The sequence below is a fragment of the Vibrio sp. Makdt genome, from assembly GCF_027587015.1.
Classification (GTDB): domain Bacteria; phylum Pseudomonadota; class Gammaproteobacteria; order Enterobacterales; family Vibrionaceae; genus Vibrio; species Vibrio chagasii_B.
This window is the reverse complement of record NZ_JAPPTH010000002.1, coordinates 391,110-414,674: the sequence shown is the minus strand read 5'-3', so window position 1 is coordinate 414,674 and position 23,565 is coordinate 391,110. Positions and strand designations below refer to the sequence as shown.

The following is a 23,565-nucleotide window of genomic DNA, read 5'->3' as shown; positions in this document are numbered from 1 at the left end:
AAATGTTTAACAACCCTTTAGCTGAAGCTCGTTGGTTACGTTTTAAAGCAAATAAGCGTGGTTTTATCTCCCTTTGGATATTTACCATCTTGTTTGGCTTGAGCCTGTTCGCTGAGATTATCGCGAACGATAAGCCATTATTGGTTTCTTATGACAATCAATGGTTTGTGCCTGTCATTAATGAATACGCAGAGACAGAATTCGGTGGGGAGTTTGAAACCGAAGCCGACTATAAAGACCCGTATGTAATCGACCTCATTGAAGAGAGTGGCTATATCGTATGGCCTATCATTCCTTTTAGCTACGACACTATAAACTTTGATATCGCAGGCGCGGTACCATCGGAGCCTGACTCGGTTAACTGGTTAGGGACAGATGACAAAGGGCGAGATGTGTTGGCTAGAATTATTTACGGCTTTCGTATCTCGGTACTCTTTGGTTTTGTTCTGACGATTGTTTCAAGTGTCATTGGTGTGGTCGTTGGGGCGACACAAGGTTATTACGGCGGTTGGGTTGACCTGTTTGGGCAACGTTTCATCGAGGTGTGGTCCGGAATGCCGACCTTGTTCTTGCTGATTATTTTGTCGAGTTTTATCGAGCCGAATTTCTGGTGGTTGCTTGGGATTATGGTGCTATTCAGTTGGATGAGTTTGGTGGGGATCGTTCGAGCCGAATTCTTACGCTGCAGAAATTTTGATTATGTAAGAGCCGCGCAAGCGATGGGCGTCGATGACAAGCGCATTATGCTTCGTCACATGTTGCCGAACGCTATGGTTGCGTCCCTAACTATGATGCCGTTTATCTTGTCTGGTTCGGTGACCACGCTGACGTCATTAGATTTCTTGGGCTTTGGTCTTCCTGCGGGGTCGCCCTCGTTAGGCGAGCTTCTGGCGCAAGGTAAAGCCAACTTACAAGCGCCTTGGCTTGGTATTTCCGCGTTCGTTGTACTTTCTTTGATGCTTACGTTACTTGTCTTCGTCGGTGAAGCGGTACGTGATGCCTTCGACCCACACCAACAGAAGTAAGGATAGGTTATGACTTCAAATACAGCTCCTGCTTCTCCAGTTCTAACCATAGATAAACTGTCTGTGGGTTTTGGAAGAAAGAAGGCGATAGAGCAGGTAACACACGATGTTTCGCTCGAAATATACAAAGGTGAAACACTGGCGCTGGTGGGAGAGAGTGGCTCGGGTAAATCGGTGACGGCTAATTCGATCTTAAAGCTACTGCCTAAAGGCTCGTCGCATTACTTGAGCGGAAAGATTAACTTCTCTGGTAGCGACATCTTGAGTTGTTCTGAGAGGCAACTGCGCGGTATTCGTGGTGGTCGCATCGGGATGATCTTCCAAGAGCCGATGGTGTCACTGAATCCGCTTCATCGAATCGGCAAGCAGTTGGTTGAAACCCTCGCTATTCACCGCGGTATGCGCACCAATAAAGCGCAAGCCTTGGCGATAGAATGGCTTTCTAAAGTAGGTATCCGTCATCCAGAGCAAAAAATATTAGCCTATCCGCATGAGTTATCTGGAGGTGAGCGTCAGCGTGTGATGATCGCGATGGCACTGATTAATGAGCCAGAGCTGCTTATTGCTGACGAGCCAACGACTGCACTGGATGTGTCGGTGCAAGCGCAGATCCTCGACTTGTTGAAAGATCTACAACAAGAGCTTGGCATGGCGATGCTGTTTATCACCCATGATTTGAGTATTGTTCGTAAGATTGCCGATAGAGTTGCGGTGATGAAAGATGGTCGTCTTGTCGAAAGCAACGACTGCCAGACACTGTTTAATGCGCCAGCTCACCCTTACACACAAAAGCTAATCAATTCAGACCCGAAAGGCTTGCCTGTCCCTGTGTCACCCGACAGCAAACCGCTACTCGATGTAGATCAACTTCGAGTTTGGTTCCCGATCACGGGTGGCCTATTTAAGCGTACTATTTCGCATATAAAAGCGGTCACTGATATGGAGTTCACCCTTAAGAAAGGGCACTCAATTGGCTTAGTGGGCGAGAGTGGTTCAGGTAAGTCGACCACAGGTATGGCGATATTAAAGCTGGTGGAGAGTGAAGGTTCGATCACTTATGAAAGCGAGCAGCTTCAAGGGCTAAACCGCCAGCAGATGCTACCATTTCGAAGTCGTATGCAAGTCGTCTTTCAAGACCCATTCTCAGCCTTGAACCCAAGAATGTCGGTGGCACAAGTGATTGGTGAAGGCTTACGAGTTCATCAACAGCTGGATGAGACCGAACTGGACCAACGTATCTGTGATGTGATGAAAGAGGTCGACCTTGACCCTGAAACACGTCACCGTTACCCAAATGAATTTTCGGGCGGTCAAAGACAGCGCATTGCGATTGCGCGAGCACTGATTCTGAAACCAGAGTTTATCTTGTTAGATGAGCCTACATCTTCGTTAGACAGAACCGTTCAAGCGCAAGTACTGGATTTGCTGAAGTCACTACAAGAAAAGTACGATCTTACGTACCTGTTCATCAGTCACGACCTGAACGTCGTCAAATCCCTATGTCATTACACTATCGTGATGAAAGCGGGCGAGGTAATAGAGAAAGGTGACACTGAAACGTTGTTTAGCGCTCCTAAACACGAATACACCAAGCAGTTGGTGAGCCTCTCGAACGTGGGTGGCGTGTAAGTCGCCAATAGAGGCACTATTCTTTATAACAAGGGCGATCAGGTTGAATTCAACATGGTCATTTAGTGGTTTTAAGATTACACTGCGCCCAATATTTCAGAAGTACATATTTAGGTAGAGGTCACCATGGACCAAGAACATTACGAAGACGCTGACTACGAAGGTTACGAGCACGGCGAAGAAGGCGAAGAGATTGAAATCGAGGCGATTGGTGTCGATGTATCATCTCAGCCAATTGAGCTTTACAAGGTGTTCAAGATCGCGAACCTAGTGAGTGGCGGTGGCGAAGCCAAGCATGTCATCTCTGAAGGCTACGTTGCGGTGAATGGCGAGCTGGAAACACGTAAGCGTCGTAAAATGTACGATGGTGACTTCTTTGAGTTTAACCAAGAATACTATGTAGTGTGCTGTGACCAGCCAGTACAAGAAGTAGAAGATAAACCAAAGAAAAAAGAAGCGGCTAAGAAAGACAGCAAGTCGAAGAAAGGCCAGTCTAAAAAGGGTTCAAGCAAGAAAGAACCACAGCGCAGCACTGCAGATATGCTAAGCGCTAAAGCTGAACCTAAGAAACAGAAAAAAGAGAAGAAGAAAGAAAACAAGCCGAAAAAGAAAGCGGACACGCCAAAGCCAACACGTGACGACAAAAGCGGCCGTAATTCGATTGAGTTCTTCTAATTTCAGCTTTAAACTGCTGGTCTGAAAACTCTTCGATAGTTTAGCTGCGCTACATGTTTTTAGCGCTTGCGAGATACTAAAAGGCTCACTTTGATAGTGAGCCTTTTTTGTTGTCGCTAGGTTAAGCTTGAGGAGACCCTTAGCTGACCTGTTCTACTTCATTTGACGTCTTAGAACGCTTGAATGAGTAAATCATATAACCGATGATACTTGCCGCAACAATAACCGAGCAGACTCGAATAAAGTTAATCAACATTGGTGCGTTCTCAATGAACTCGTTAATTCCCCAAAGTAGAACGAGCGAGAATACAAACATGACGAGTAGTCCCCAACAAGGTGCATCGACTTTACCCGGAACAACATACCAACCATCTTCTTTGATCGGTTTGTTCAAGCGTGCATATTCTGCTTGCTGACCTTTGACGGTGTAGAGGTGCATTTCTGTTTGTTTGCCAGTTAGCAGCAAGCTTGCAGCATAGGCGACAATCGCATTGACGAAAACACCGATGACACAGTACCAAGGCCAAGCAATATCAGTCGCAACCGCAACATACCAAATCGCCAAGAAGCTTGCTGCGACACCAATTAATAGTCCCTTTTCTGTAATATGTTTGGAGTAGAAACCAAGCACGAACATACAGAAGTTTGCGCCTACAAAATAGGAGCCCGCTTTACTCAGTATTTCTAAAACTGAGCCTGTGCTGGTTGCAAACATGAAGGCTGGAATGATGATACATAGCGCCCACATAACTGTGAAGAAACGCGATGCTTTGAGGTAATGTTCCTCTGACTCGTTTTTCTTGTAGAAGCGTTTATAGAAGTCAGTAACAGAGACGGTAGCCATAGAGTTAAAAGCGGAGTCTAGGCTCGACATACTTGCTGCAAGAATAGCTGCGGCGATTATTCCCATCAGCCCTGGCATACCGTATTCGCTGGCATAGTGAAGGATAATGGTATTACCATTCTCAAACTCTTTACCATCGTAGTAAGCGTTAAATAATACGCCTAATAGAATGAATACGAAGTAGATGAAGAAAGCAACGTAACCCATCATTAGCATCGCTTTTTTCGCATCACCCATATTCTTAGCCGCCATACAGCGTTGAACCATCATTTGGTTACCGCCATACACAGTCGTGTGGAACATTGTCATTGCGATAACGCCGGCCCACACCGTGGTCACTTGGCTTAAATCTAAATTGGTCTGCAACGCATCGGTCATGCCGTCTGACTTAAGGTTTTGCATCACTTCAGTCATTGGTTGTGGCATGCCATTCCAAACGGCTTCGATGATGATGAACGCGCCAAGAAACAGAATGACCGCTTGAATGACATCTGTCCAAATAACGGCGGCAATTCCCCCCATCACGGTATAGATCAGCGCGATAACAGTAACAATAATGATGCAGTAAGTGACGTCGATACCGGTAATGAACTCGAGAATCAACGAGGTCGCATATAATACCGCAGCTGAGCTTATCGCCTGTTTAATCAAGAAAATCAAAGACAGAGTGATACGAGAAGCTTTACCAAAGCGTCGTTCTTGATACTCATAAATTGAAGTGAGACCGTTGTTGTAGAAAAACGGCATAAACACAGCAACGATAAAGAAAATCACCAAAGGGTAGTTTAGGTGGATAGCGATCACCGACAAGCCTTCTTTGTAAGACCAAGCTGGTCCCCCCAAGAAAGACATCGCACTGACATAGGTACACACAACAGAGATACCTATGGCCCACCATGGAATATTTTTATCACCCAACGCAAATTGGTTAGCGGAAGTCACACGTCTGCCAACTAGTGCACCCATAACTAAAGTCAGGACGATATAGGTACCGAGAATTGTCCAGTTTAAAGCGCCAAACTCATACATGCTCACGTCCTTTTAATTGTTCTTCCATTTGCTCAAACAGATCGTAACCAAGCTGTTTTAAGATGTGTGCGATATCGATAGCGACCCAGTTCTCCTTGAGTAGTTCGCCTTCTCGTCGCCAGATATCCATAACGCGAAGCTCGATGTGCTTGCCTGTCGGTGCTAAACCTAACCAGCCACTGGTGCCAGTATGTGTACCGTGCATATGTGGCCAACCACCTGTGGATACGTAGTCATTTTTGGACAAAATATTGAGCTCTATATCGACACTTCGATCAGGGAAGGCAAATACAAATGGCCCTTGATGGTGGTCGCGGAAGCCTTGGATACCTCGAGTCGTACCAATCCCAGCCGGTCCGTACCACATGAAGTCGTCATGCCAGTAGTTTTCTAGATCCATTGAATCAAGGCGTTTACCATCAAATCGACCCAAGCAAGCCAACATATCTAGCACGAGCTTTTGACTTTTCTCGCTCTCTTCCGCTGCGATGCTACCGGTCTGTATTCCGTCTTGAGTTGCTGGAGCTGGGACTAATCCAGCATGGCCTAGACTCTTGCGTAACGGATTCACGCCAGCTTGGTTCATTACATCAATAAAATCTGGTATTAGGTAGGATTCGACAATTTGACCGTCTTGGGTGCAAACCATTTCTGTGTAGCGTAAGTAGAGTGTTTTTCCTGTTGCTGGGATACCAAACAACGGTTTTGCAAATGTGCCGACAAAATAGCCCGTAGAGTTTACCCAAGTGCGACCTTCGTATTCACCTTGCATAATGATTGAAGGGCGTCGTTCAACATCAGGTAGCGAGTTTATTAGCGGTAATAGAAACGCTTGCTCAGTCGCATCGACACCAGAGATGTCGTTAATCGGATGAGCGACACACCATTTAACGTCAGTATTTAGCATCTCGTGGGCTACTTGCGTCCGTTCTGATGAGTGAGCGTTAAAATAGGATTTGTAGAAATTTTCTATCAAGCTGTTCAACATAATACTTCCTTATATAGTTAACCGATTTGGACTAAAATCTGTTTCCAGACAGCACTTTCATCAAGTAGCGTAAATTCTCTGCGTAGGCCCCAAGGTCCAAACTCTGCATGGCTGATTCCCATGATGTGAACGTCTTTTCCTGTAGGCTTTCCAAACATGCCGTAGCCTTCATGCTTGCCTTGTAGCGACCAACGAATAGCCGCACGTGGTGACATCATTTCGTCATTGCGGCCAATACGGTGATGAATCTTGAACTCAGCGTTCGGAAAGGAAGAGCGCAGTGACATCCAAAATTGGTCGATTTCATTATGAGAAAGCGCAGTTTGTCCACCTGTGTATTCACCGATACAAGCTCGGTCGTATTCTTTTGGTATGACTGAGAACTCAGCGCTCATTACACGGCGCAGTACGTCTTCATAACGCTGACCGTATTCATTGTCATTTCCTACACCAAGGTAAGGGCCTTGAATGTCGACTTGGGGAGTGAAAGGGAAGGGGCATTGCTCAACGCCACCCTCTATTTCGATTTGTTGACGAGCGTACTCTTCTGACGTCATACCCAGTTGGTTTGCAATCGCAGCGATGTCTCGGATCATCCACTCATCATTGATTTGGTTATTGATGGCATGGCAGTCAGCGATGATTCGAAACTTAAGTGTTTTGTTTGTGGCTTTGCCAAATACACCATCATTAATATGAGTAGCTGTAGAAATGATTCGGTGTGATGAAAGCATGCCTTGCTCAGGAGTCCCTGACCAAATAACGTCTTCACCCAATAAGGTACGGTTCGGGAACTCGGCTAGTGTGCCCATGGTCGCGCTGATGACCTTTTCGTTTCCCTCGGTGATGGAGAGTGGTGTACGGACGATAATGTCAGGTGAGTAATAGTTATGTAGGGTACTCAGACCTCGATCTTCCCAGATTTCTTTAGTGATACCTAATATGTAATCCGGAAAATCATGCCATTTAGAATCAAAGCCAACCATAGCCATTAATCACCTCCTGATGCGTCATAAAATTAGTTATTGGATTGTTTTTGGTTACGTATCCAATATTGCCTTTTGTTACCACTGTGTCAATGAGGTGTTTTGCATATGTTTCTTTATTGTGGGTTGGATCTGTTTTTTAACAAATCTACAAATACGGTTATCTTTGAGGTGATTGAGTGATGATTCACTATTTATCGAGTGTATATGAACCACATGATTGGGTTTTAATATAGCAGGATTTAATTTAAGTTATTGTATTGATGTGATAATTATTATTCTGGAGAAATTATTATAGAATCAGAGAACGTGCTGTGGCGATCTGCTATATCAAAGTCATGACGAAGAAAAATTTAGAGTAATGATTCTTATACGAAGAGATTTTACTCGGTTTGTTAATTTTTTGTTTAGATTTATTTAATGAGAAATGAATTCGCATGCAACGATAAGTTTGGGAATGGTTGGATTGAAAAAGCCACTCAAAGATGAATATTGCGTGGCCTTGTTGATGGGTGCGCTTAAGACAATAATTCTGGAAGGAACAGTGATATCGCTGGCACAAAGGTGATGATCATCAAAGCGACGAGCATGGCACCAATCCAGCCTAAAATCTCCCGAGACAAGGATTCAATCGGCACATTACCTACTTGGCTGGCCATAAATAAGTTGGCGCCGAGTGGGGGAGTGACAAACCCGATGGCTAGGTTCACGATCATCACGATACCAAAGTGAATTGGGTCCATTCCTAATGCGGTCACGATAGGTAGCAGAATTGGAGTTAAGATAACAATCGCCGCTAATGTCTCCATGAATGTACCAACGATCAGTAGCAGTGCGGTGATACATAGCAAGATGAGCAGCTTGTTTTCCGTGATAGAGAGAATGAACTGTGCGATTTCAGTTGGTAGACGCTCAAGCGTTAGGATTCGGCCAAAGGTAACTGAAGCGCCCACAATCACAAGTACTGCACCTACCAATAACGAAGACTCCAAAATGATCTTCACGACCTTTTTGTAATCCAGCTCTTTGTAAACAAACATGCCGAAAAACAAGCCGTATAACACACCAATCGCTGCAGATTCAGTTGGCGTGAATACACCAGAGTAGATGCCGCCAAGAATGATTACGGGTAATAGCATTGCCCAAATCGCTTCTTTAAGCGCTGCCAGTCTCTCAGGCCATGTTGCTTTCTTATCGTTACCTTTGTAGCCGCGGATTTTAGATACGATCAAACAGTAACCGATAAGGACGAGTCCGACGACAACCCCAGGGAGAATACCAGCCATGAACATTTTCGTTACGGACACTTCTGCAGTAATGGCATACACGATCATTACAACAGACGGTGGAATAATTACACCGATACCGCCGGAAGAGGCAATCAATGCACCAGCAAAGCTTCGGTCGTAGCCTTTTTTCACCATAGACGGAATCATGGTTAAGCCAATAGCCGCAACGGTTGCTGAACCTGTACCAGAGATGGAGGCAAAGAACATACACGCAACGATAGCTACAATCCCCAAGCCACCGGTGAAGTGACCAAAGAAGACTTCAGCAACATGCAAAAGACGTTTTGATATACCGCCTTGGCTCATTAGGTTACCGGCCAATGTGAAGAGTACTACCGCCAATAGTGGGAAAGAGTCTAGGCCTGTCACCAAGCCCTGAACTAAAAATTCGATATTTAAGAAGGGTAGGCTCAAGATTGCCAGCATGCTGGCTCCTGCGAGTGCGATACCTACGGGAACGCCAATAAGAAGCAGTACTCCGAAACTACCAAATAACAAAGCAGAGGTCATAAGCTTAGCTCCAACAAGCGGTTAGAAGTGCGGTGTTTTGCTTTCAAGTGACGGTAACGGTGTTGCGTTAGTCGAACCGACTTTGGCGAGTAAGCAATAATTGAAATGCGCTTATTGATGCTAACGACAAGGCGAATGGCACTGAGCACGGCACAAACAAGTACAGACGCATATAGGCATGCAATCGGGATTTCCATTGCTGGAGCGATTTGGCCCAGTTTCAGGCTTCGACCAATCACTTTGAAACCAAACCAGGCAACGGTACAGCTGAAGGCAAGGTAGATAAGGTCTGAAAGAATCAAACTGTAGTGGGTTAGATTACCCGGTAGTTTGTCGATGAATAGGCGAATGCGAATATGTCGATCATCACGAATACAGTAGCTGATGCTTAAGTACATCGCCCAAACGAAAAGGTAGCGGGCAAGTTCTTCTGCCCAAGCAATTGAAGCGTCAAATAGGCGCAATGCTATCTGTAAACAGAGTAGCGCGGTCATCAACGAGATAGAAAGTACGATTAGTGTTGGTTCGAAGTATCGGTCGAACAGGCGAAACCATTTCATACGTAACTCCAAAGAGTGTTGAAAAGGGCATTGAATGCCAATGAATGAACTGCATCTCAGGCTTTAAAGCGGTGTGTCTGTAAAGCAATAAAGCTGCTTTAAAACGAAGCCTCAAAGCCTGAGTCAATAACGGGCACCCATGAAGGGCTAGCAATCGTGATCAGTGAATTAGAGTTGCTCTATTTCTGTAATCACACTGTCGAATAGCGCTTCGCCAGTTTTGCTACGAAGTTCTTGGTAAACCGCTGCATTCATCTTTTCTTTCATTTGAGCACGAACGTCGGTTGGCACTACGTTTACTGTCATGCCTTTTGCTTCAAGCTCTTTGATGACTTCTTGGTTCTGTTTCGCTGCAAGATCACGCTGTACCGCGATGGTTTCTTGACTTACTTCATTGATAAGCGCCTGTTGATCACTCGGTAGAGAGTCCCAGAACTCTTTATTCATGAATAGCACGTAGTTAGTGTAAATATGGTTGGTTAGCGATAGGTACTCTTGTGCTTCATAAAAACGCTCAGCGTAAATAGAGTAAACCGCGCTTTCTTGTGAATTGATTAAGCCTTGTTGTAACGAAGTGAAGATCTCACCCCAAGAAAGCGGTGTCGGTGCCGTGCCTACCGATTTCCATGCACTGATTTGCGTAGGGTTAGACGCTGAACGAATCTTTAAGCTGTTCAAGTCTTCAATACTGTTAATAGGTTGCTTGTTATTAGTGATGCTGCGGAAGCCAACTTCCATGAAGCCTAAGCCATGAAAGCCTTTTGATTCCATTGAATTAAGAAGTGGTTTGCCGATCTTGTCACTGTCTAACGCCTTGTGTGCTTGCGCTTCGTCTTCAAATAGGTAGAAAACATCAAGTACGTTGAACTCAGGTACGTAAGGTGAAAGCAGCACCGATGCACCAAACGTCATCTGTAAGTTACCTTGCTGAACAAGCTCTGTGGTTTCTCTTACATCGCCCAGTTGACGGGCTGGGTAGATTTCAACTTCAAGCTCTCCGTTAGAGCGAGATTCCAACTCTTTTTCGAAGTGAAGCATTGCTTTATGGACGGGTGATGTTTCTTGGCTGTCGTGAGCAAGGCGGATCACATTGCTTGCAAAGGTATTCATGCTAGACAGCGTTAAGCCGAGGGCAGTAATCGAGGTAAAGATTGCGCGTTTCATCGTTCTTCCTTGTTCATCACATGGCTTTTATGTGCATTCATTTGAGCCATGTTGGTCAGTGGGTTATTTATCCGCACTTCATATCCTAATTTTTGCATACGAATCCAAAATATAAACACAGAGCTAACAAGTCAATAACAATTGGGGCGATTTGATAGTGCAGTTAATATGAATCGGCGAATTTTTAGACGAGATCACAGAAAAAAGCCCTAACTTGAGATTAGGGCTTTTAGTCTAAATTTATCGGTGTTGAGTAGGTTGGTTTGCAGCAAGCTTATTAAAGGGGAGAAAGCTGGCTAAGAGCCTTTGGCTGTACTTCCTCGCTCAATAATGGTGCCAGATTCAAGCAGGTATTCGCCTTTAGCGTCCACGTTATCGTTGATGCGCTGCATTAAGTCTTCGACAGCTCTTTGCACGATTTTATCGGTAGGCTGAGCAATAGTAGTGAGGTCATAGCTTGGCCAAGAGGCCATTGGGATATCATCGACTCCCATCACTGCAAAGTCTTGAGGAATATGGCATCCGAGCTTTCTAAGACCGTCCATAACACCCATAGCTAGGATATCATTGGCACAGAACACAGCATCTGGCTTGGATGTATGCTCCATTAACTCTTTAGCGGCTTCTAATCCCGCTTCAAAACTGTATTTTGCATTGATGAAGATAGGTGAAGCGGCTTCACGAGTTTTTGCGGTTTCAGAGAAGCCAAGCCAACGTTTGTCACTGGTCATTGAGCCAGCATCACCACTGACATAAGCCAGTTGTTGGTAGCCCTTATCCAGAAAATAATCCGCCGCTTGCGTGCCAGCTCGTTGGTTATCTAGGCCAGCGCTGTTCGCATTAATGCTTTCTGTATAACGGTTGATAAGGCTTAAGTGAACGCCAAACTTTTCACATTGTGCGAATGCTCGGGAAGTAAGACGGCTGGTGGCAATGATTAAGCCATCAACCTGATATTCAATCGCGCGTGAAATGGCAAGATCCAAGTCGTCTTTATCGATAGGGCAAAGGACAACTTGGCCGCCGCGCTTTTGAATTTCCATCGCGAGAGCACGAGATTGCAAGTCGTACATTGGGTTTGATTCGCTATCAAGTGCGATAGCCACTAACCCTGAACGATTGGAAATAAGGCTGCGGGCGATCGCATTTGGCGTATAGCCAAGCTTGGTCGCGGCATCCATAACCATTTTACGCTTCTTCTCACTAATGCTCGCTGTCGGACTGAATGCCCGAGAAACAGTAGACTGAGAAACGCCAAGCATTTTGGCAACATCAATAGAGGTAACTTTCGCTTTTATGGTGAATCTCCTTATATCGCGATAAATCCAAGCGCTACCTTGATTAGGTCAACAGACTCTAATGAGCAAGGTTTGATAATTACAATACGTGTAACATTTGAAATCACAAAGAAAAATTATGATTTCATGACGGCTTGCTCATTTCGAAAGCCATCAATGATCATTTTGTGTTCAGAACCGACGCAAAAGAAGTTAACGCCGAGCTCTTTCCAGTGACGAGCCGCTTGAGCATTCGCGACAAACATACCAACGGGCTTGTTAACCTGTTGAGCTGCTTTGATTATTTTTATGCTCGCTTCTCGCACGCATTCATCATTCACACTTTCAGCACCGTAAGACACGGCCAAATCTACTTGGCCAATGAACAGGGCATCAATGCCTTCCACTTTTGCGATTGATTCAGCATTTACCACACCTTCTGGGTCTTCAATTTGCGCAATCACTACCGTGTTGTTCTGGCTGTCTTTCAAGTGACTTGCCATTGGTTTGGTTGCGTATTTTGCTGCGCGACTTGAGCCAGCATAACCTCGACCACCTTCACCATAATGGGACATCTTCACCAGTTTTTCTGCTTGCTCGGCGCTGCATACGTGAGGGATCTGGATTCCTGTCGCACCGCAATCTAACGCATTCAAAATGGTCGACGGCTGGCTATCTTGAACTCGAACCACGCAAGGGAGTTGATTAGCGCGAGCAGCAAGAATACAGCTATCCAGTGTCGATCTATCAAAAGGGGCGTGTTCCGCGTCTAGCACAATGAAAGGGAGTTCCGCCAACGCAAGCACTTCAATGATGTGTGGGTGAGGGGTTTTAACAAAAGTTCCAAGTAGCTCGGTGTTGCTTAGTGTGTTCTTAAAGTTATCCATTACTTTCTATTCTCCATTACTTTTTTGTTCGCTTTTGCAAAGGTATGCAAAACTTAACATGTGTTGTTGTAAAAAAAGAGTAAAAACAATGTGATCAATGCAACATAAATTGATTGTATTTTAATCCATTAGGTATCGTATCTGACCGTTTTGAAATGATTTTTATCTTTAAAACAATGAGTTGCATTTAATTTTTTAAGTCGAGAAATGAATTTGCCAAGTGTTAAAAAAATGTTTATGTTTATTTTGCATTCGTATCCAAAAGTATACAAAACAAAAAATAAACTCTGTTAAAACTACACATAAGCAAACACTAGGCATACGCCACAAGGAGAATTAAGCATGGCTCGCATTCTAAAACACGGCATCACTGAAGAAGCATCAGCATCAAACAACGCGCAAGTACGTCAAACGGTTGAGAACATTCTTTCTGACATCGAAAAGAAAGGTGACAGTGCAGTACGTGAGCTTTCAGAAAAATTTGATAACTGGTCTCCGGAGCAGTTTCGCTTAACAGATGACCAAATTCAGGCATGTGTGGACGCATTGGACGAATCGACTAAGCACGACATTGAATTTGCACAAACACAGGTTCGTAACTTCGCTCAGATCCAACGTGACTCAATGCATGATGTAGAAGTAGAGACCATGCCGGGTGTTGTACTGGGCCACAAAAACGTGCCAGTAAACAGTGTTGGTTGTTACATCCCAGGTGGTAAGTACCCATTGGTTGCATCAGCGCACATGAGTGTTCTTACTGCGAAAGTGGCTGGTGTGAAGCGTGTGATTGCTTGTGCTCCTCCTTTTAACGGTCAACCAAATGTGGCGATTGTTGCGGCAATGGCGATGGCTGGTGCGGATGAGATTTACTGTTTTGGCGGCGTACAAGCGGTAGGTGCAATGGCACTTGGTACAGAAACGATTGCTCCAGTAGATATGATCGTTGGCCCTGGTAATGCATTTGTTGCAGAGGCAAAACGTCAGTTGTTTGGTCGTGTTGGTATCGACTTGTTTGCTGGCCCAACAGAGACGCTTGTGATTGCAGACGAAGAGGGATGTGACCCTGAATTAGCGGCTGCGGACTTACTTGGTCAAGCTGAGCACGGTTACAACTCTCCAGCTGTACTGCTAACGAATAGCGAAACTTTTGCAGAAGAGACAGTAAAAGAGATTGAGCGTCAGCTAACGATCCTTCCTACTGCTGAAGTCGCTGGTAAGGCATGGGAAAACTACGGTCAGGTTATTGTTTGTGATAGCTACGAAGAGATGGTTGAAGTAGCAGATGACATTGCTTCTGAACACGTACAAGTAATGACAAAAGATCCTAAGTACTTCCTAGACAACATGACTAACTACGGTGCATTGTTCTTAGGTCGTGAGACGAACGTTTCTTATGGCGATAAGTGTATCGGTACTAACCATACACTGCCAACAAACAAAGCAGCACGCTACACCGGCGGTCTATGGGTTGGTAAATTCATTAAAACATGTACTTACCAGCGCGTAACTGAAGCGGCTTCACTAAAAGTCGGTGAGTACTGTTCACGTCTATGTGCACTAGAAGGTTTCGCTGGTCACAAAGAGCAAGCAGATATTCGTGTACGTCGCTACAAAGAAAAATCGGTAGAGGCATAACATGACAAAACTCGCCTTAGTTACAGGCGGCAGTGGCGGCATCGGTGCCGCCATATGTCACAAATTAGCGCAATCTGGCTATCGCGTTGTGTTTACCTACAACAGTAATGAGGTTGCAGCTCAACAGATCTTGGACAGCTTACAAGGTTCAGGTCATGCCATGTATCAACTGAATGTTGAAGACAGCTCTGCGATTGGCGCATTAGCAGACCAAGTTAAAGAGTCGTCGAATTCATTAGACTTGCTAGTGAACTGCGCTGGTATGACGAAGTTTGTCGCGCACAATGATTTGGCGTCTTTGAATGATGAGTTGATAGACAAGATCTTCCGCGTCAATGTTCGAGCTCCATTTGCGATGGTTCGCGCGTTTGAGCCATTACTTCGCAGCGCCAAGGGTTGCGTAGTGAACATCACTTCGATTGCAGCACAAACCGCAATGGGTAGCAACGTGGCGTATTGTGCAAGTAAATCAGCGGTTGAAAACATGACACGTTCATTAGGCCGTGCTTTATCTCCAGATATCCGAGTACTCGCTGTTGCTCCTGGCTTAGTGGATACCGAATTTGTCAAAGGGTTAGATGATGAATGGCGCAATGCACAAGAGCAGTCGACACCGCTGAAACGATTAGCGAGTGACGAAGAAGTTGCCAACGCCGTTTATGCAGCTGCAGAGCTACTGACATTTTCAACCGGTAATACCATCGCTGTCGATGGCGGAAGACCGCTAGGTTAGGTAAGAAGGAATTTAGAATGACCCTACAAAATACAATAAATAACAATCTCGTTCGTTACATGGAGCTTATCCCAGGCACGAGTGCTTTCATTGATGCACGTACTCCGGGAAGCGACCTAAAAGACAACTTCTGTATCATTGGTGCTGGTGTGGCTGAAAGCAGCCGTCAGCATGTTCATATTCGTGAAACAGCAGGCTTTAACATTGGTGCAGCAGGTCAGCCACCAGGCATTAAGAACTCTCTGCACTCTCATCATACTGCTGAACTATTTGTGGTCTTCAAAGGCCAGTTTAGATTCTACTGGGGTAACGAAGGTGAACACGAAGCGGTATTGTCGCACGGCGATGTTATCTCGATCCCTACGAACCTGTTCCGAGGTTTCGAGGTTGTAGGGCGTGATTACGGCTTTATGTACTCTGTGTTAGGTGGTGACAACTCTGGCGGTGGCGTGGTTTGGCACCCAAGCGTGATTACAGACAGCCAAGGCTACGGTTTATACCTAAAGGCAGACGGCACGCTGGTTGATACCATAGACGGTGATGCAGTGCCTAGTGAGTCTGAATTGATGCCACTACTAACGGATGAAGAGCTGAGCAAATTCGATACCTACACCGCCGAGCAGATGATGCCTTTCGTCGCATTGAAGAAGGATTACCGAGAAATCTCAGGTGACTTTGACAAGCCTGGCGTTAAACAGTTTGCATTAACGGGACACCCATCTGCGAGCTACGACTTCCAAGTTAAGAGTGTGGATGACGTGAGTATCATGGCTTACGAGTTAACGGAAGGGGCGAGTATTCCTGTTCACCAACGTGATGAAAAGCAGGTGTTGATTAACTTTGAAGGCGATACTTTGCTTAACCTGGTGAAAGATGGCGAACAAGCACAGTTGGTGTTGACTACTGGCGACGTGTTTAGTGTACCAGCAGGCGCATCGTACAGCCTTGAGAACCTAAGAGGAACGAGCTTCACCTACGTGGTATTGGGTTCTGACCAACCACAAACACTGCAGGGCAATTAATGATGAAACCAGAAGTACCACTGCTATGGTTACCTGGTTTGTTATGTGATGAAACGTTGTTCCAAGACGTCAACAAAGAGCTGCCCGATTGGGTGGCTCCTTTTACTTGTGACTTGGGAACCGACACATCCATGCAAGCCTTAGCGAGTAAAGTGCTAGAGAACGCCCCGGAAAGTTTCGTGCTTGGTGGCTTATCTATGGGCGGCATTCTTGCGTTTGAAGTCTTTCGACAGGCGCCACAACGAGTGAAAGGTTTGATCTTAATGGACACCAATTCTGCAGATGAAAAGCCAGAAGTGTCAGAGAAGAGAAACGCCTTGGTTGATAAAGCAAAAGCAGGGGAGTTTGAGTCAATAACGCCTGATATTCTAATGTCAGTGCTTATTCATCCGAACCAGTTGGCGAATCAAGAGCTGACTCAAAGAATCACGCAAATGGCGAACAATATTGGCGTTGAAAGGTTTGAAGCTCATGCTCAAGCATTGGCGACCCGTCCTGACGCGAGACCACTACTGGCCGATATACAGGTTCCTACATTGATCATTACAGGCAAAGATGACCTGTTATGTCCAATCGATAATCACCTATTAATGGCAAAACATATCAAGCAGGTATCGCTTCACGTCATTCCTGATTGTGGTCACTTATCGACAATGGAGCAGCCTAAGATCGTTGCGCAGCATATTCGTAGTTGGTTTGAAGCCAGTCAGCTGTGATTCTTTATAGTGAGCTGAGGAAGCCACTTTTCATGCCGTGTATGCAATATAAAGGGCAGTGCGCTTTATATTGCACTTGTCACCATTTTTGCCACTGTACTTTGCACTTTACCTAAGCACTAATAGCCATTGCTGACTTACAAGCTGCTTCCTATCTGCTTCGCCACAAACTCTACAAACCTATCCCTGAGTGGATTCTCATTCTCTCCATTCCATATCAATCCGACTGGCCAAGTGGCGTGCTCGCCCTGTAATGCAATGAATTCGACATTGGTGTTGCTTATCTGCTGAGCGCTGCTCGGTACTATGGTGAAGCCAATGTTCGCCGAGACTAACGCAAGCAAGGTAAGAATATCATCGGCTTCTTGTGTCTTGGATAGATCGAGGTTGTTCGCTAGGCAATATTGTTGGATCTGTTTGTCTAGCCCCGGGCCGCGATGTTGAGCTAGCTTTAGATAAGGCCACTTAGGTAATTCAGACAGAAGCTGATCTTTGTTTTGCGCTTGATTGAGAAGATCTTTGTGAATGGCAATCACAAGGTAATCATCGAAAAGCGTTAGGCTGTTGAGATCTGACGAATTGGGGATTCGATTGAAGCTGATATCGAGTTCGTGACTCAATAACTCATCAGTCTGCTGCTTAGAAGGGGCGTCATTTAAGGTGATGTGAACATTCGGCTGCTGTTTTTTGTACGCTGCAATCAGCTTGGGTGCTTCATGATAAGTCGAAACACCAAAGCCAATGTTTAAATGACCCTCTGTCCCATTGACCACCGAGCCAGAAAGCTGCTCAAAGGCTTGCATTGAATCGACCAAGCGTTGGGCATCTGCCAGTAACGTCTTGCCTGCGTGTGTTAACTCGGCGCCATTTCTGCCACGAGAAAACAAGCTTGTTCCAATATTGGATTCCAGTCGCTGAATCTTTTTGGTGAGTGCCGACTGAGTAATGTAGAGCGGCTCAGATGCCAAGCGATAATTGCCGGATTTAGCCAGCTGACAAAACGCCTTCAGTAAATCAAATTCCATTCCAAATGCTCATTGAACTGAGAATATCTTTCATTATATGGAATTGAAGTGATTTTTTATACTGGCTCCATAGCAAATCGGATAAAGCGAAAATTTGAGGACGAATCATGAAAAGAGACATCAAAGTAGCATCGGTCCAGTTTAACCATCATGCTGGCGACAAGGCTTACAACTTATCGGTGATTGAGCATTACGTTCAACAAGCAGCGGACAGTGGTGTCGAGATCATCAGCTTCCCGGAGATGTGTATTACTGGCTACTGGCATGTGTCTGCTTTACCGCGAGATGAGATTGAAGCGTTAGCGGAACCTGTACCGAGCGGTGAATCTACTCAAAAGCTCGTTTCGTTGGCAACGCAATTTGGAATGAGTGTTGGTGCGGGCTTGATAGAGCAGGGTGTGGATGGCGAGTTATACAACACTTATGTGTTCGCGATGCCAAATGGGGAAGTACAAAAGCATCGCAAATTGCACACCTTCGTAAGCCCAAATATGAGCAGCGGCGATCAGTACACGGTGTTTGATACGCCCCACGGTTGCAAAGTCGGTATCCTGATTTGTTGGGATAACAACTTGGTTGAGAACGTTCGAATTACCGCTTTGAAAGGAGCCGATATATTGATTGCCCCCCATCAGACGGGCGGTTGCCAATCACGTAGCCCGAACGCGATGAAGCGAATTGACCCAGAACTATGGTTTAACCGAGATGAAAACCCTGAAGCGATTCGTGCCGAGATGCAGGGTAAGAATGGATGCGAGTGGCTGATGCGTTGGCTACCGGCAAGGGCACACGACAACGGCATGTTTGTGGTGTTTAGTAATGGTGTGGGCGTTGATATGGATGAAGTCAGAACAGGCAATGCGATGATCCTAAGCCCTTATGGGGAGGTCATCACAGAGACGGACAGCGTTGATGACGACATGGTGATTGCGGATTTGAAAGCGCAAGAGCTAGAAATGTGTACCGGAAGACGTTGGATTCGTGGTCGTAAGCCAGAGTTATATCATTCACTGACACAGCCTCTTGGTCATGAACTGGACCCACACCAAGCACGTTTTGCAGAGAAATAATGTTGAGGTGCTGGTGGGTAAAGTAGGCGAATCAGGCGAGCGAATACTGAGTAGTTAGGGAAGGGGTTGAGTCTAAAGCTTTAGTTGTAGTCTCCCCACTTAAATCGTTTTTAAGTGGGGAGACTATTCACACTGAGATAAGCAATTGCCTATATTTAGTGGCGGGTTCGAGACGAAGTAAGATCCGCAGCCCGTAGTTGAGCAATCGCTTTGGCAAGTTCAAGCTGAGCTTGTGCGAAGTTAACGTCTATGTTGCCCTTATTGATGTTTTCTAGAGCAGCGTGTTTAGCTTCTTCAGCGCGAGCGCGGTCAATGTCTTTTGCGTGCAAAGCGGTATCAGCCAGCACCGTTACCACATCCGGTTGAACTTCAATCATTCCACCAGACACATAAAGTACTTCATCTTCTGCTTTTGGGTCGGTGACAAACACCGTCACGCCCGGTTTTATTTTGCTAAGAAGCGGGGAGTGACCGGGACGAATCCCGAGTTCACCATCTGCTCCAGAAACGGCTAGGGCATATGCCGGCCCTGAAAACAGCGTACCTTCCGCACTTACGATATTAAGTTGAAATGTATTGTCTGTAATTCCAATAGCCATGATGCACCTACCTGTTAGAGTGATTTCGCTTTTTTAAGCACTTCGTCGATAGAGCCACAGTACAAGAATGCTTGCTCTGGAATGTCGTCGTACTCACCATTCAATAGGCCTTTGAAGCCTCTTAGCGTTTCGCTGAGTGGTACAAACACACCTTTCTGACCGGTAAATACCTCCGCTACGTGGTAAGGTTGAGTCAAGAAACGTTCAATCTTACGAGCGCGAGATACGACCTGCTTATCTTCGGTAGAAAGCTCATCCATACCAAGAATCGCGATGATGTCTTTTAGTTCTTTGTAGCGTTGCAGCGTGGTTTGAACCGTTTGTGCAATGTCGTAGTGCTCTTGGCCTACGATCAGCGGATCCAATTGACGTGACGTTGAATCTAACGGGTCAATCGCAGGGTATAGACCCAGTGCCGCGATGTTACGAGACAGTACAACGGTCGCATCTAAGTGAGCAAAGGTGGTTGCTGGCGATGGGTCAGTCAAGTCATCCGCAGGTACGTATACCGCTTGGATAGAGGTGATAGAGCCCTGTTTTGTTGACGTGATACGTTCTTGAAGTACACCCATCTCTTCCGCTAGCGTTGGCTGGTAACCTACCGCTGAAGGCATACGACCTAACAGCGCAGATACTTCTGTCCCTGCAAGCGTGTAACGGTAGATGTTATCGATGAATAACAGTACGTCACGGCCTTCATCACGGAAGCGTTCAGCCATAGTTAGGCCAGTAAGCGCAACACGTAGGCGGTTACCCGGTGGCTCGTTCATTTGGCCGTAAACCATGGCAACCTTGTCTAGTACGCCAGCTTCTTTCATCTCGTAGTAGAAGTCATTACCTTCACGAGTACGTTCACCTACACCGGTAAATACAGACAAACCTGAGTGAGCTTTGGCGATGTTATTGATAAGCTCCATCATGTTGACGGTTTTACCTACACCGGCACCACCAAACAGACCAATTTTACCACCCTTAGCGAATGGACAGATAAGGTCGATAACCTTAACACCTGTCTCAAGCAATTCAGTGCTGTTCGCTTGCTCTTCATAAGAAGGGGCTTCGCGGTGGATCTCGTAGTTCTCTTTTTGGCCGATTTCTCCACATTCATCGATAGGTTGACCAAGCACGTTCATGATGCGGCCTAGTGTTTCTTCACCTACCGGAACCGTGATTGGAGAGCCTGTGTTTTCAACGGTTAGGCCACGACGCAAGCCGTCTGATGTACCCATCGCAATACAGCGAACAATGTTGCCGCCTAGTTGCTGTTGAACTTCTAATACCAGCGAGCTTGCTTCGTCGCTAGTGACTTTCAATGCATCATAAACGCGTGGGCTGTTATTGTCGCTAAACTCGACGTCGACCACCGCGCCGATCACTTTTACTATTTTTCCAACACTCATGTGTAATTCCTCAAATTCTATTCTGACCCGCTCTTCCTGCCCTTAGACAGCTTGAGCACCTGAGACGATTTCACTCAGTTCTTGGGTAATGGCAGCTTGTCGTGCCTTGTTGTACACCAACTGCAAATCATCGATGAGCTGACCAGCGTTGTCGGTAGCGGCTTTCATGGCTACCATTCGGGCAGCTTGCTCACAGGCGATGCTCTCAACGATGCCTTGATACACTTGAGATTCGATGTATCGGTGTAACAATTCAGAGAGTATGTCTCTTGGTGCTTGTTCATAGATGTAGTCCCAACGACGCGCTTTCTTGGCTTCACCGTCTGCCTCTGAGTCAGAAGGGTGGGGTAGAAGCTGTAAAGTCGTTGGAGCCTGAACCATGGTGTTAACGAACTGGTTGTAGACTAAGTACAAGCTGTCGATTTTGCCTTCGTCATAGTGACCAAGCATCGCGTTAACCGTACCTAAGATGTCTTCTAACTTTGGTGCGTCACCTAGGCCTGAGGTTTGTGCGATAACATTGCCGCCGCGTTGGAAAAATGAGATAGCTTTTGAACCAATTAAGGTGGTTTCTACCTCAACGCCTTTAGCACGCCATTGCTCCATTTCTTCCAGCACTTTCTTGAACAAGTTGGAGTTCAAGCCACCACATAAACCGCGGTCAGACGAAATAATGATGTAAGCCACGCGCTTGGGTTCACGCTGTTGAAGGTAAGGGTGCTGGTATTCCAGCGACCCTGATGCAACATGGGAGATAACCTTACGCATGTTTTCGGCATATGGTCGCGTCTGCGTCATGTTGTCTTGAACCTTACGCATCTTACTTGCCGCGACCATTTCCATTGCACTTGTGATTTTCTGAGTGTTACTAACACTGGCTATCTTGGTGCGAATTTCTTTAGTACTTGCCATAATCTGCTCCTATTTGTTTTTGTTTCCAGCTAACAAACCGGAGCACTTACCAAGCTTTCATCCCAACAAAACCTTCTAGAATCTCTTTAAGAGCGCTATCGATTTCGTCGTTGTAATCACCTGTCGCGTTAATCTTGTCGATCAGCGCTGGGTTTTGAGCTTTGGCGTACGCGATCAGCTCTTCTTCGAAGCGAGCTAGGTTGTTTAGCTCAACATCGACTAAGTAGCCTTTTTCAGCCGCGTAAATCACAGTAGCTTGATCTGCAACCGACATAGGGGAGTACTGCTTTTGCTTCATCAGTTCAGTCACACGCTCACCATGGTCAAGTTGCTTGCGCGTCATCTCATCTAGATCAGAAGAGAACTGAGCGAATGCCGCCAATTCACGGTATTGAGCCAGCGAAGTACGGATACCGCCAGATAGCTTCTTGATGATCTTGCACTGGGCAGCACCACCCACACGAGATACCGAGATGCCTGGGTCAACGGCTGGACGTAAGCCTGCGTTAAATAGCTGAGTCTGTAGGAAAACCTGACCATCGGTAATTGAGATTACGTTGGTTGGTACGAATGCCGATACGTCGCCTGCTTGAGTTTCAATGATAGGAAGCGCGGTTAATGAGCCTGTTTGGCCTTTTACTTCGCCGTTAGTGAACTTCTCTACATACTCTGCATTGACTCGTGCTGCGCGTTCTAGCAGGCGTGAGTGAAGGTAGAATACGTCGCCAGGGAAGGCTTCGCGGCCCGGTGGGCGTTTAAGTAGCAATGAGATTTGGCGGTAAGCGACCGCTTGTTTGGATAGATCATCGTAGATGATCAGTGCATCTTCACCACGGTCACGGAAGTATTCGCCCATGGTGCAACCCGCGTAGGGTGCTAGATATTGAAGTGCCGCTGATTCTGATGCTGATGCGACAACCACGATGGTGTTTTTAAGTGCGTCGTGCTCTTCGAGCTTGCGAACCACGTTAGCGATGGTTGATGCTTTTTGACCAATCGCCACATACACACATTTGATGCCTGAGTCTTTTTGGTTAATGATGGCATCGATTGCTAATGCTGTTTTACCTGTCTGACGGTCACCGATGATCAGTTCACGTTGACCACGACCGATAGGCACCATGGTATCTACCGCTTTGTAGCCAGTCTGAATAGGCTGGTCTACAGACTTACGTTCAATTACACCAGGGGCAATCACTTCTACTGGGTCAAGACGGTCACAACTTACGGGACCTTTACCATCAATCGGCTCACCTAGGGTATTTACTACACGGCCCAGAAGCCCGTTACCTACAGGTACTTCCAAGATACGCCCAGTGCCTTTTACTTTCATGCCTTCAGAAAGGTCAATGTAAGGACCCATTACCACCGCACCAACAGAGTGGGTGTCTAGGTTAAGTGCAAGTGCGTATTTGCCGCCAGGTAGTTCAATCATCTCGCCTTGCATCACATCTGCAAGTCCGTTGATGGTGATGATGCCATCACGAACCGATACGATAGTGCCTTCGTTGCGAGCTTCAGTGCTCACGTTAAATTGCGAGATTCGTTCTCTAATTAGATCACTAATTTCATTTGAATTTAATTGCATTT

The 23,565-nt window shown here is 46.0% G+C and carries 21 protein-coding genes; 8 read left to right on the top strand and 13 right to left on the bottom strand.

What is annotated here, in order from left to right:
- The first annotated feature begins 2 nt into the window (after nt 1–2).
- From OH460_RS03980 to OH460_RS03970, 3 genes are all read left to right on the top strand, one after another.
- Nucleotides 3–1,025 carry an ABC transporter permease gene (locus OH460_RS03980; RefSeq protein ID WP_017068487.1) on the top strand — a complete coding sequence of 341 codons (1,023 nt, stop codon included), beginning with the start codon at nt 3–5 and terminating at the stop codon, nt 1,023–1,025.
- Between the two features lie 9 nt (nt 1,026–1,034).
- A complete protein-coding gene (yejF, locus tag OH460_RS03975; protein WP_269995284.1) occupies nt 1,035–2,654 on the top strand; it encodes a microcin C ABC transporter ATP-binding protein YejF in 1,620 nt (539 codons plus the stop codon).
- Between the two features lie 126 nt (nt 2,655–2,780).
- Entirely contained in the window at nt 2,781–3,329 is a 549-nt protein-coding gene (locus tag OH460_RS03970; protein WP_269995282.1) for an RNA-binding S4 domain-containing protein, read from the top strand.
- A gap of 139 nt (nt 3,330–3,468) precedes the next feature.
- Here the strand turns inward: OH460_RS03970 and OH460_RS03965 are convergent, their stop codons facing one another.
- From OH460_RS03965 to OH460_RS03930, 8 genes are all read right to left on the bottom strand, one after another.
- Nucleotides 3,469–5,202, bottom strand: a complete 1,734-nt coding sequence (locus OH460_RS03965) for a sodium:solute symporter family transporter (protein WP_269995280.1) — start codon at nt 5,200–5,202, stop codon at nt 3,469–3,471.
- A complete protein-coding gene (locus tag OH460_RS03960; RefSeq protein ID WP_269995278.1) occupies nt 5,195–6,190 on the bottom strand; it encodes a nuclear transport factor 2 family protein in 996 nt (331 codons plus the stop codon). Before OH460_RS03960 ends, OH460_RS03965 begins: the two co-directional genes overlap by 8 nt.
- Nucleotides 6,191–6,207: 17 nt before the next feature.
- Nucleotides 6,208–7,182, bottom strand: a complete 975-nt coding sequence (locus tag OH460_RS03955) for a nuclear transport factor 2 family protein (RefSeq protein WP_269995276.1) — start codon at nt 7,180–7,182, stop codon at nt 6,208–6,210.
- Nucleotides 7,183–7,694: 512 nt separating this feature from the next.
- Entirely contained in the window at nt 7,695–8,975 is a 1,281-nt protein-coding gene (locus OH460_RS03950) for a TRAP transporter large permease (RefSeq protein ID WP_269995274.1), read from the bottom strand.
- Nucleotides 8,972–9,535, bottom strand: a complete 564-nt coding sequence (locus OH460_RS03945; RefSeq protein WP_108082751.1) for a TRAP transporter small permease — start codon at nt 9,533–9,535, stop codon at nt 8,972–8,974. Before OH460_RS03945 ends, OH460_RS03950 begins: the two co-directional genes overlap by 4 nt.
- A 168-nt stretch (nt 9,536–9,703) precedes the next feature.
- Nucleotides 9,704–10,699, bottom strand: coding sequence for a TRAP transporter substrate-binding protein (locus OH460_RS03940; RefSeq protein ID WP_060981473.1), 996 nt, complete (start codon nt 10,697–10,699; stop codon nt 9,704–9,706).
- A gap of 296 nt (nt 10,700–10,995) precedes the next feature.
- A complete protein-coding gene (locus OH460_RS03935; protein WP_269995268.1) occupies nt 10,996–11,961 on the bottom strand; it encodes a LacI family DNA-binding transcriptional regulator in 966 nt (321 codons plus the stop codon).
- Between the two features lie 152 nt (nt 11,962–12,113).
- Nucleotides 12,114–12,863 carry an HpcH/HpaI aldolase family protein gene (locus OH460_RS03930; protein ID WP_269995267.1) on the bottom strand — a complete coding sequence of 250 codons (750 nt, stop codon included), beginning with the start codon at nt 12,861–12,863 and terminating at the stop codon, nt 12,114–12,116.
- A 342-nt stretch (nt 12,864–13,205) separates the two neighbouring features.
- On the opposite strand from OH460_RS03930, the gene hisD reads away from it, so the two are divergent.
- The 4 genes from hisD to OH460_RS03910 are packed head-to-tail and all read left to right on the top strand — an operon-like array spanning nt 13,206 to nt 16,969.
- Nucleotides 13,206–14,498: a histidinol dehydrogenase gene (gene hisD / locus OH460_RS03925; protein ID WP_061031088.1), complete on the top strand. Its 1,293-nt coding sequence runs from the start codon at nt 13,206–13,208 to the stop codon at nt 14,496–14,498.
- A gap of 1 nt (nt 14,499) precedes the next feature.
- On the top strand, nt 14,500–15,231 hold the full coding sequence (locus tag OH460_RS03920; RefSeq protein WP_269995264.1) for an SDR family NAD(P)-dependent oxidoreductase: 732 nt from the start codon (nt 14,500–14,502) through the stop codon (nt 15,229–15,231).
- 17 nt (nt 15,232–15,248) lie between these two features.
- On the top strand, nt 15,249–16,253 hold the full coding sequence (locus tag OH460_RS03915; RefSeq protein ID WP_128164026.1) for a cupin domain-containing protein: 1,005 nt from the start codon (nt 15,249–15,251) through the stop codon (nt 16,251–16,253).
- 2 nt (nt 16,254–16,255) lie between these two features.
- Nucleotides 16,256–16,969 (top strand): alpha/beta fold hydrolase, encoded by a 714-nt coding sequence (locus OH460_RS03910; protein WP_443088673.1) that lies wholly within the window; start codon nt 16,256–16,258, stop codon nt 16,967–16,969.
- Nucleotides 16,970–17,106: 137 nt separating this feature from the next.
- On the opposite strand, the gene OH460_RS03905 is transcribed toward OH460_RS03910, so the two are convergent.
- Nucleotides 17,107–17,994 (bottom strand): LysR family transcriptional regulator, encoded by an 888-nt coding sequence (locus tag OH460_RS03905; protein WP_269995259.1) that lies wholly within the window; start codon nt 17,992–17,994, stop codon nt 17,107–17,109.
- Between the two features lie 107 nt (nt 17,995–18,101).
- On the opposite strand from OH460_RS03905, the gene OH460_RS03900 reads away from it, so the two are divergent.
- A complete protein-coding gene (locus OH460_RS03900) occupies nt 18,102–19,064 on the top strand; it encodes a nitrilase family protein (RefSeq protein ID WP_269995258.1) in 963 nt (320 codons plus the stop codon).
- Nucleotides 19,065–19,219: 155 nt separating this feature from the next.
- Here OH460_RS03900 and OH460_RS03895 read toward each other — a convergent pair whose 3' ends face one another.
- The 4 genes from OH460_RS03895 to atpA are packed head-to-tail and all read right to left on the bottom strand — an operon-like array spanning nt 19,220 to nt 23,563.
- Nucleotides 19,220–19,663 (bottom strand): F0F1 ATP synthase subunit epsilon, encoded by a 444-nt coding sequence (locus tag OH460_RS03895; RefSeq protein ID WP_269995256.1) that lies wholly within the window; start codon nt 19,661–19,663, stop codon nt 19,220–19,222.
- 14 nt (nt 19,664–19,677) lie between these two features.
- Nucleotides 19,678–21,063: a F0F1 ATP synthase subunit beta gene (gene atpD, locus OH460_RS03890; protein WP_269995254.1), complete on the bottom strand. Its 1,386-nt coding sequence runs from the start codon at nt 21,061–21,063 to the stop codon at nt 19,678–19,680.
- Nucleotides 21,064–21,105: 42 nt separating this feature from the next.
- Nucleotides 21,106–21,975 carry a F0F1 ATP synthase subunit gamma gene (gene atpG, locus OH460_RS03885; protein ID WP_269995252.1) on the bottom strand — a complete coding sequence of 290 codons (870 nt, stop codon included), beginning with the start codon at nt 21,973–21,975 and terminating at the stop codon, nt 21,106–21,108.
- Nucleotides 21,976–22,021: 46 nt separating this feature from the next.
- Nucleotides 22,022–23,563, bottom strand: a complete 1,542-nt coding sequence (gene atpA / locus OH460_RS03880) for a F0F1 ATP synthase subunit alpha (RefSeq protein ID WP_239940094.1) — start codon at nt 23,561–23,563, stop codon at nt 22,022–22,024.
- Nucleotides 23,564–23,565 lie beyond the last annotated feature (2 nt).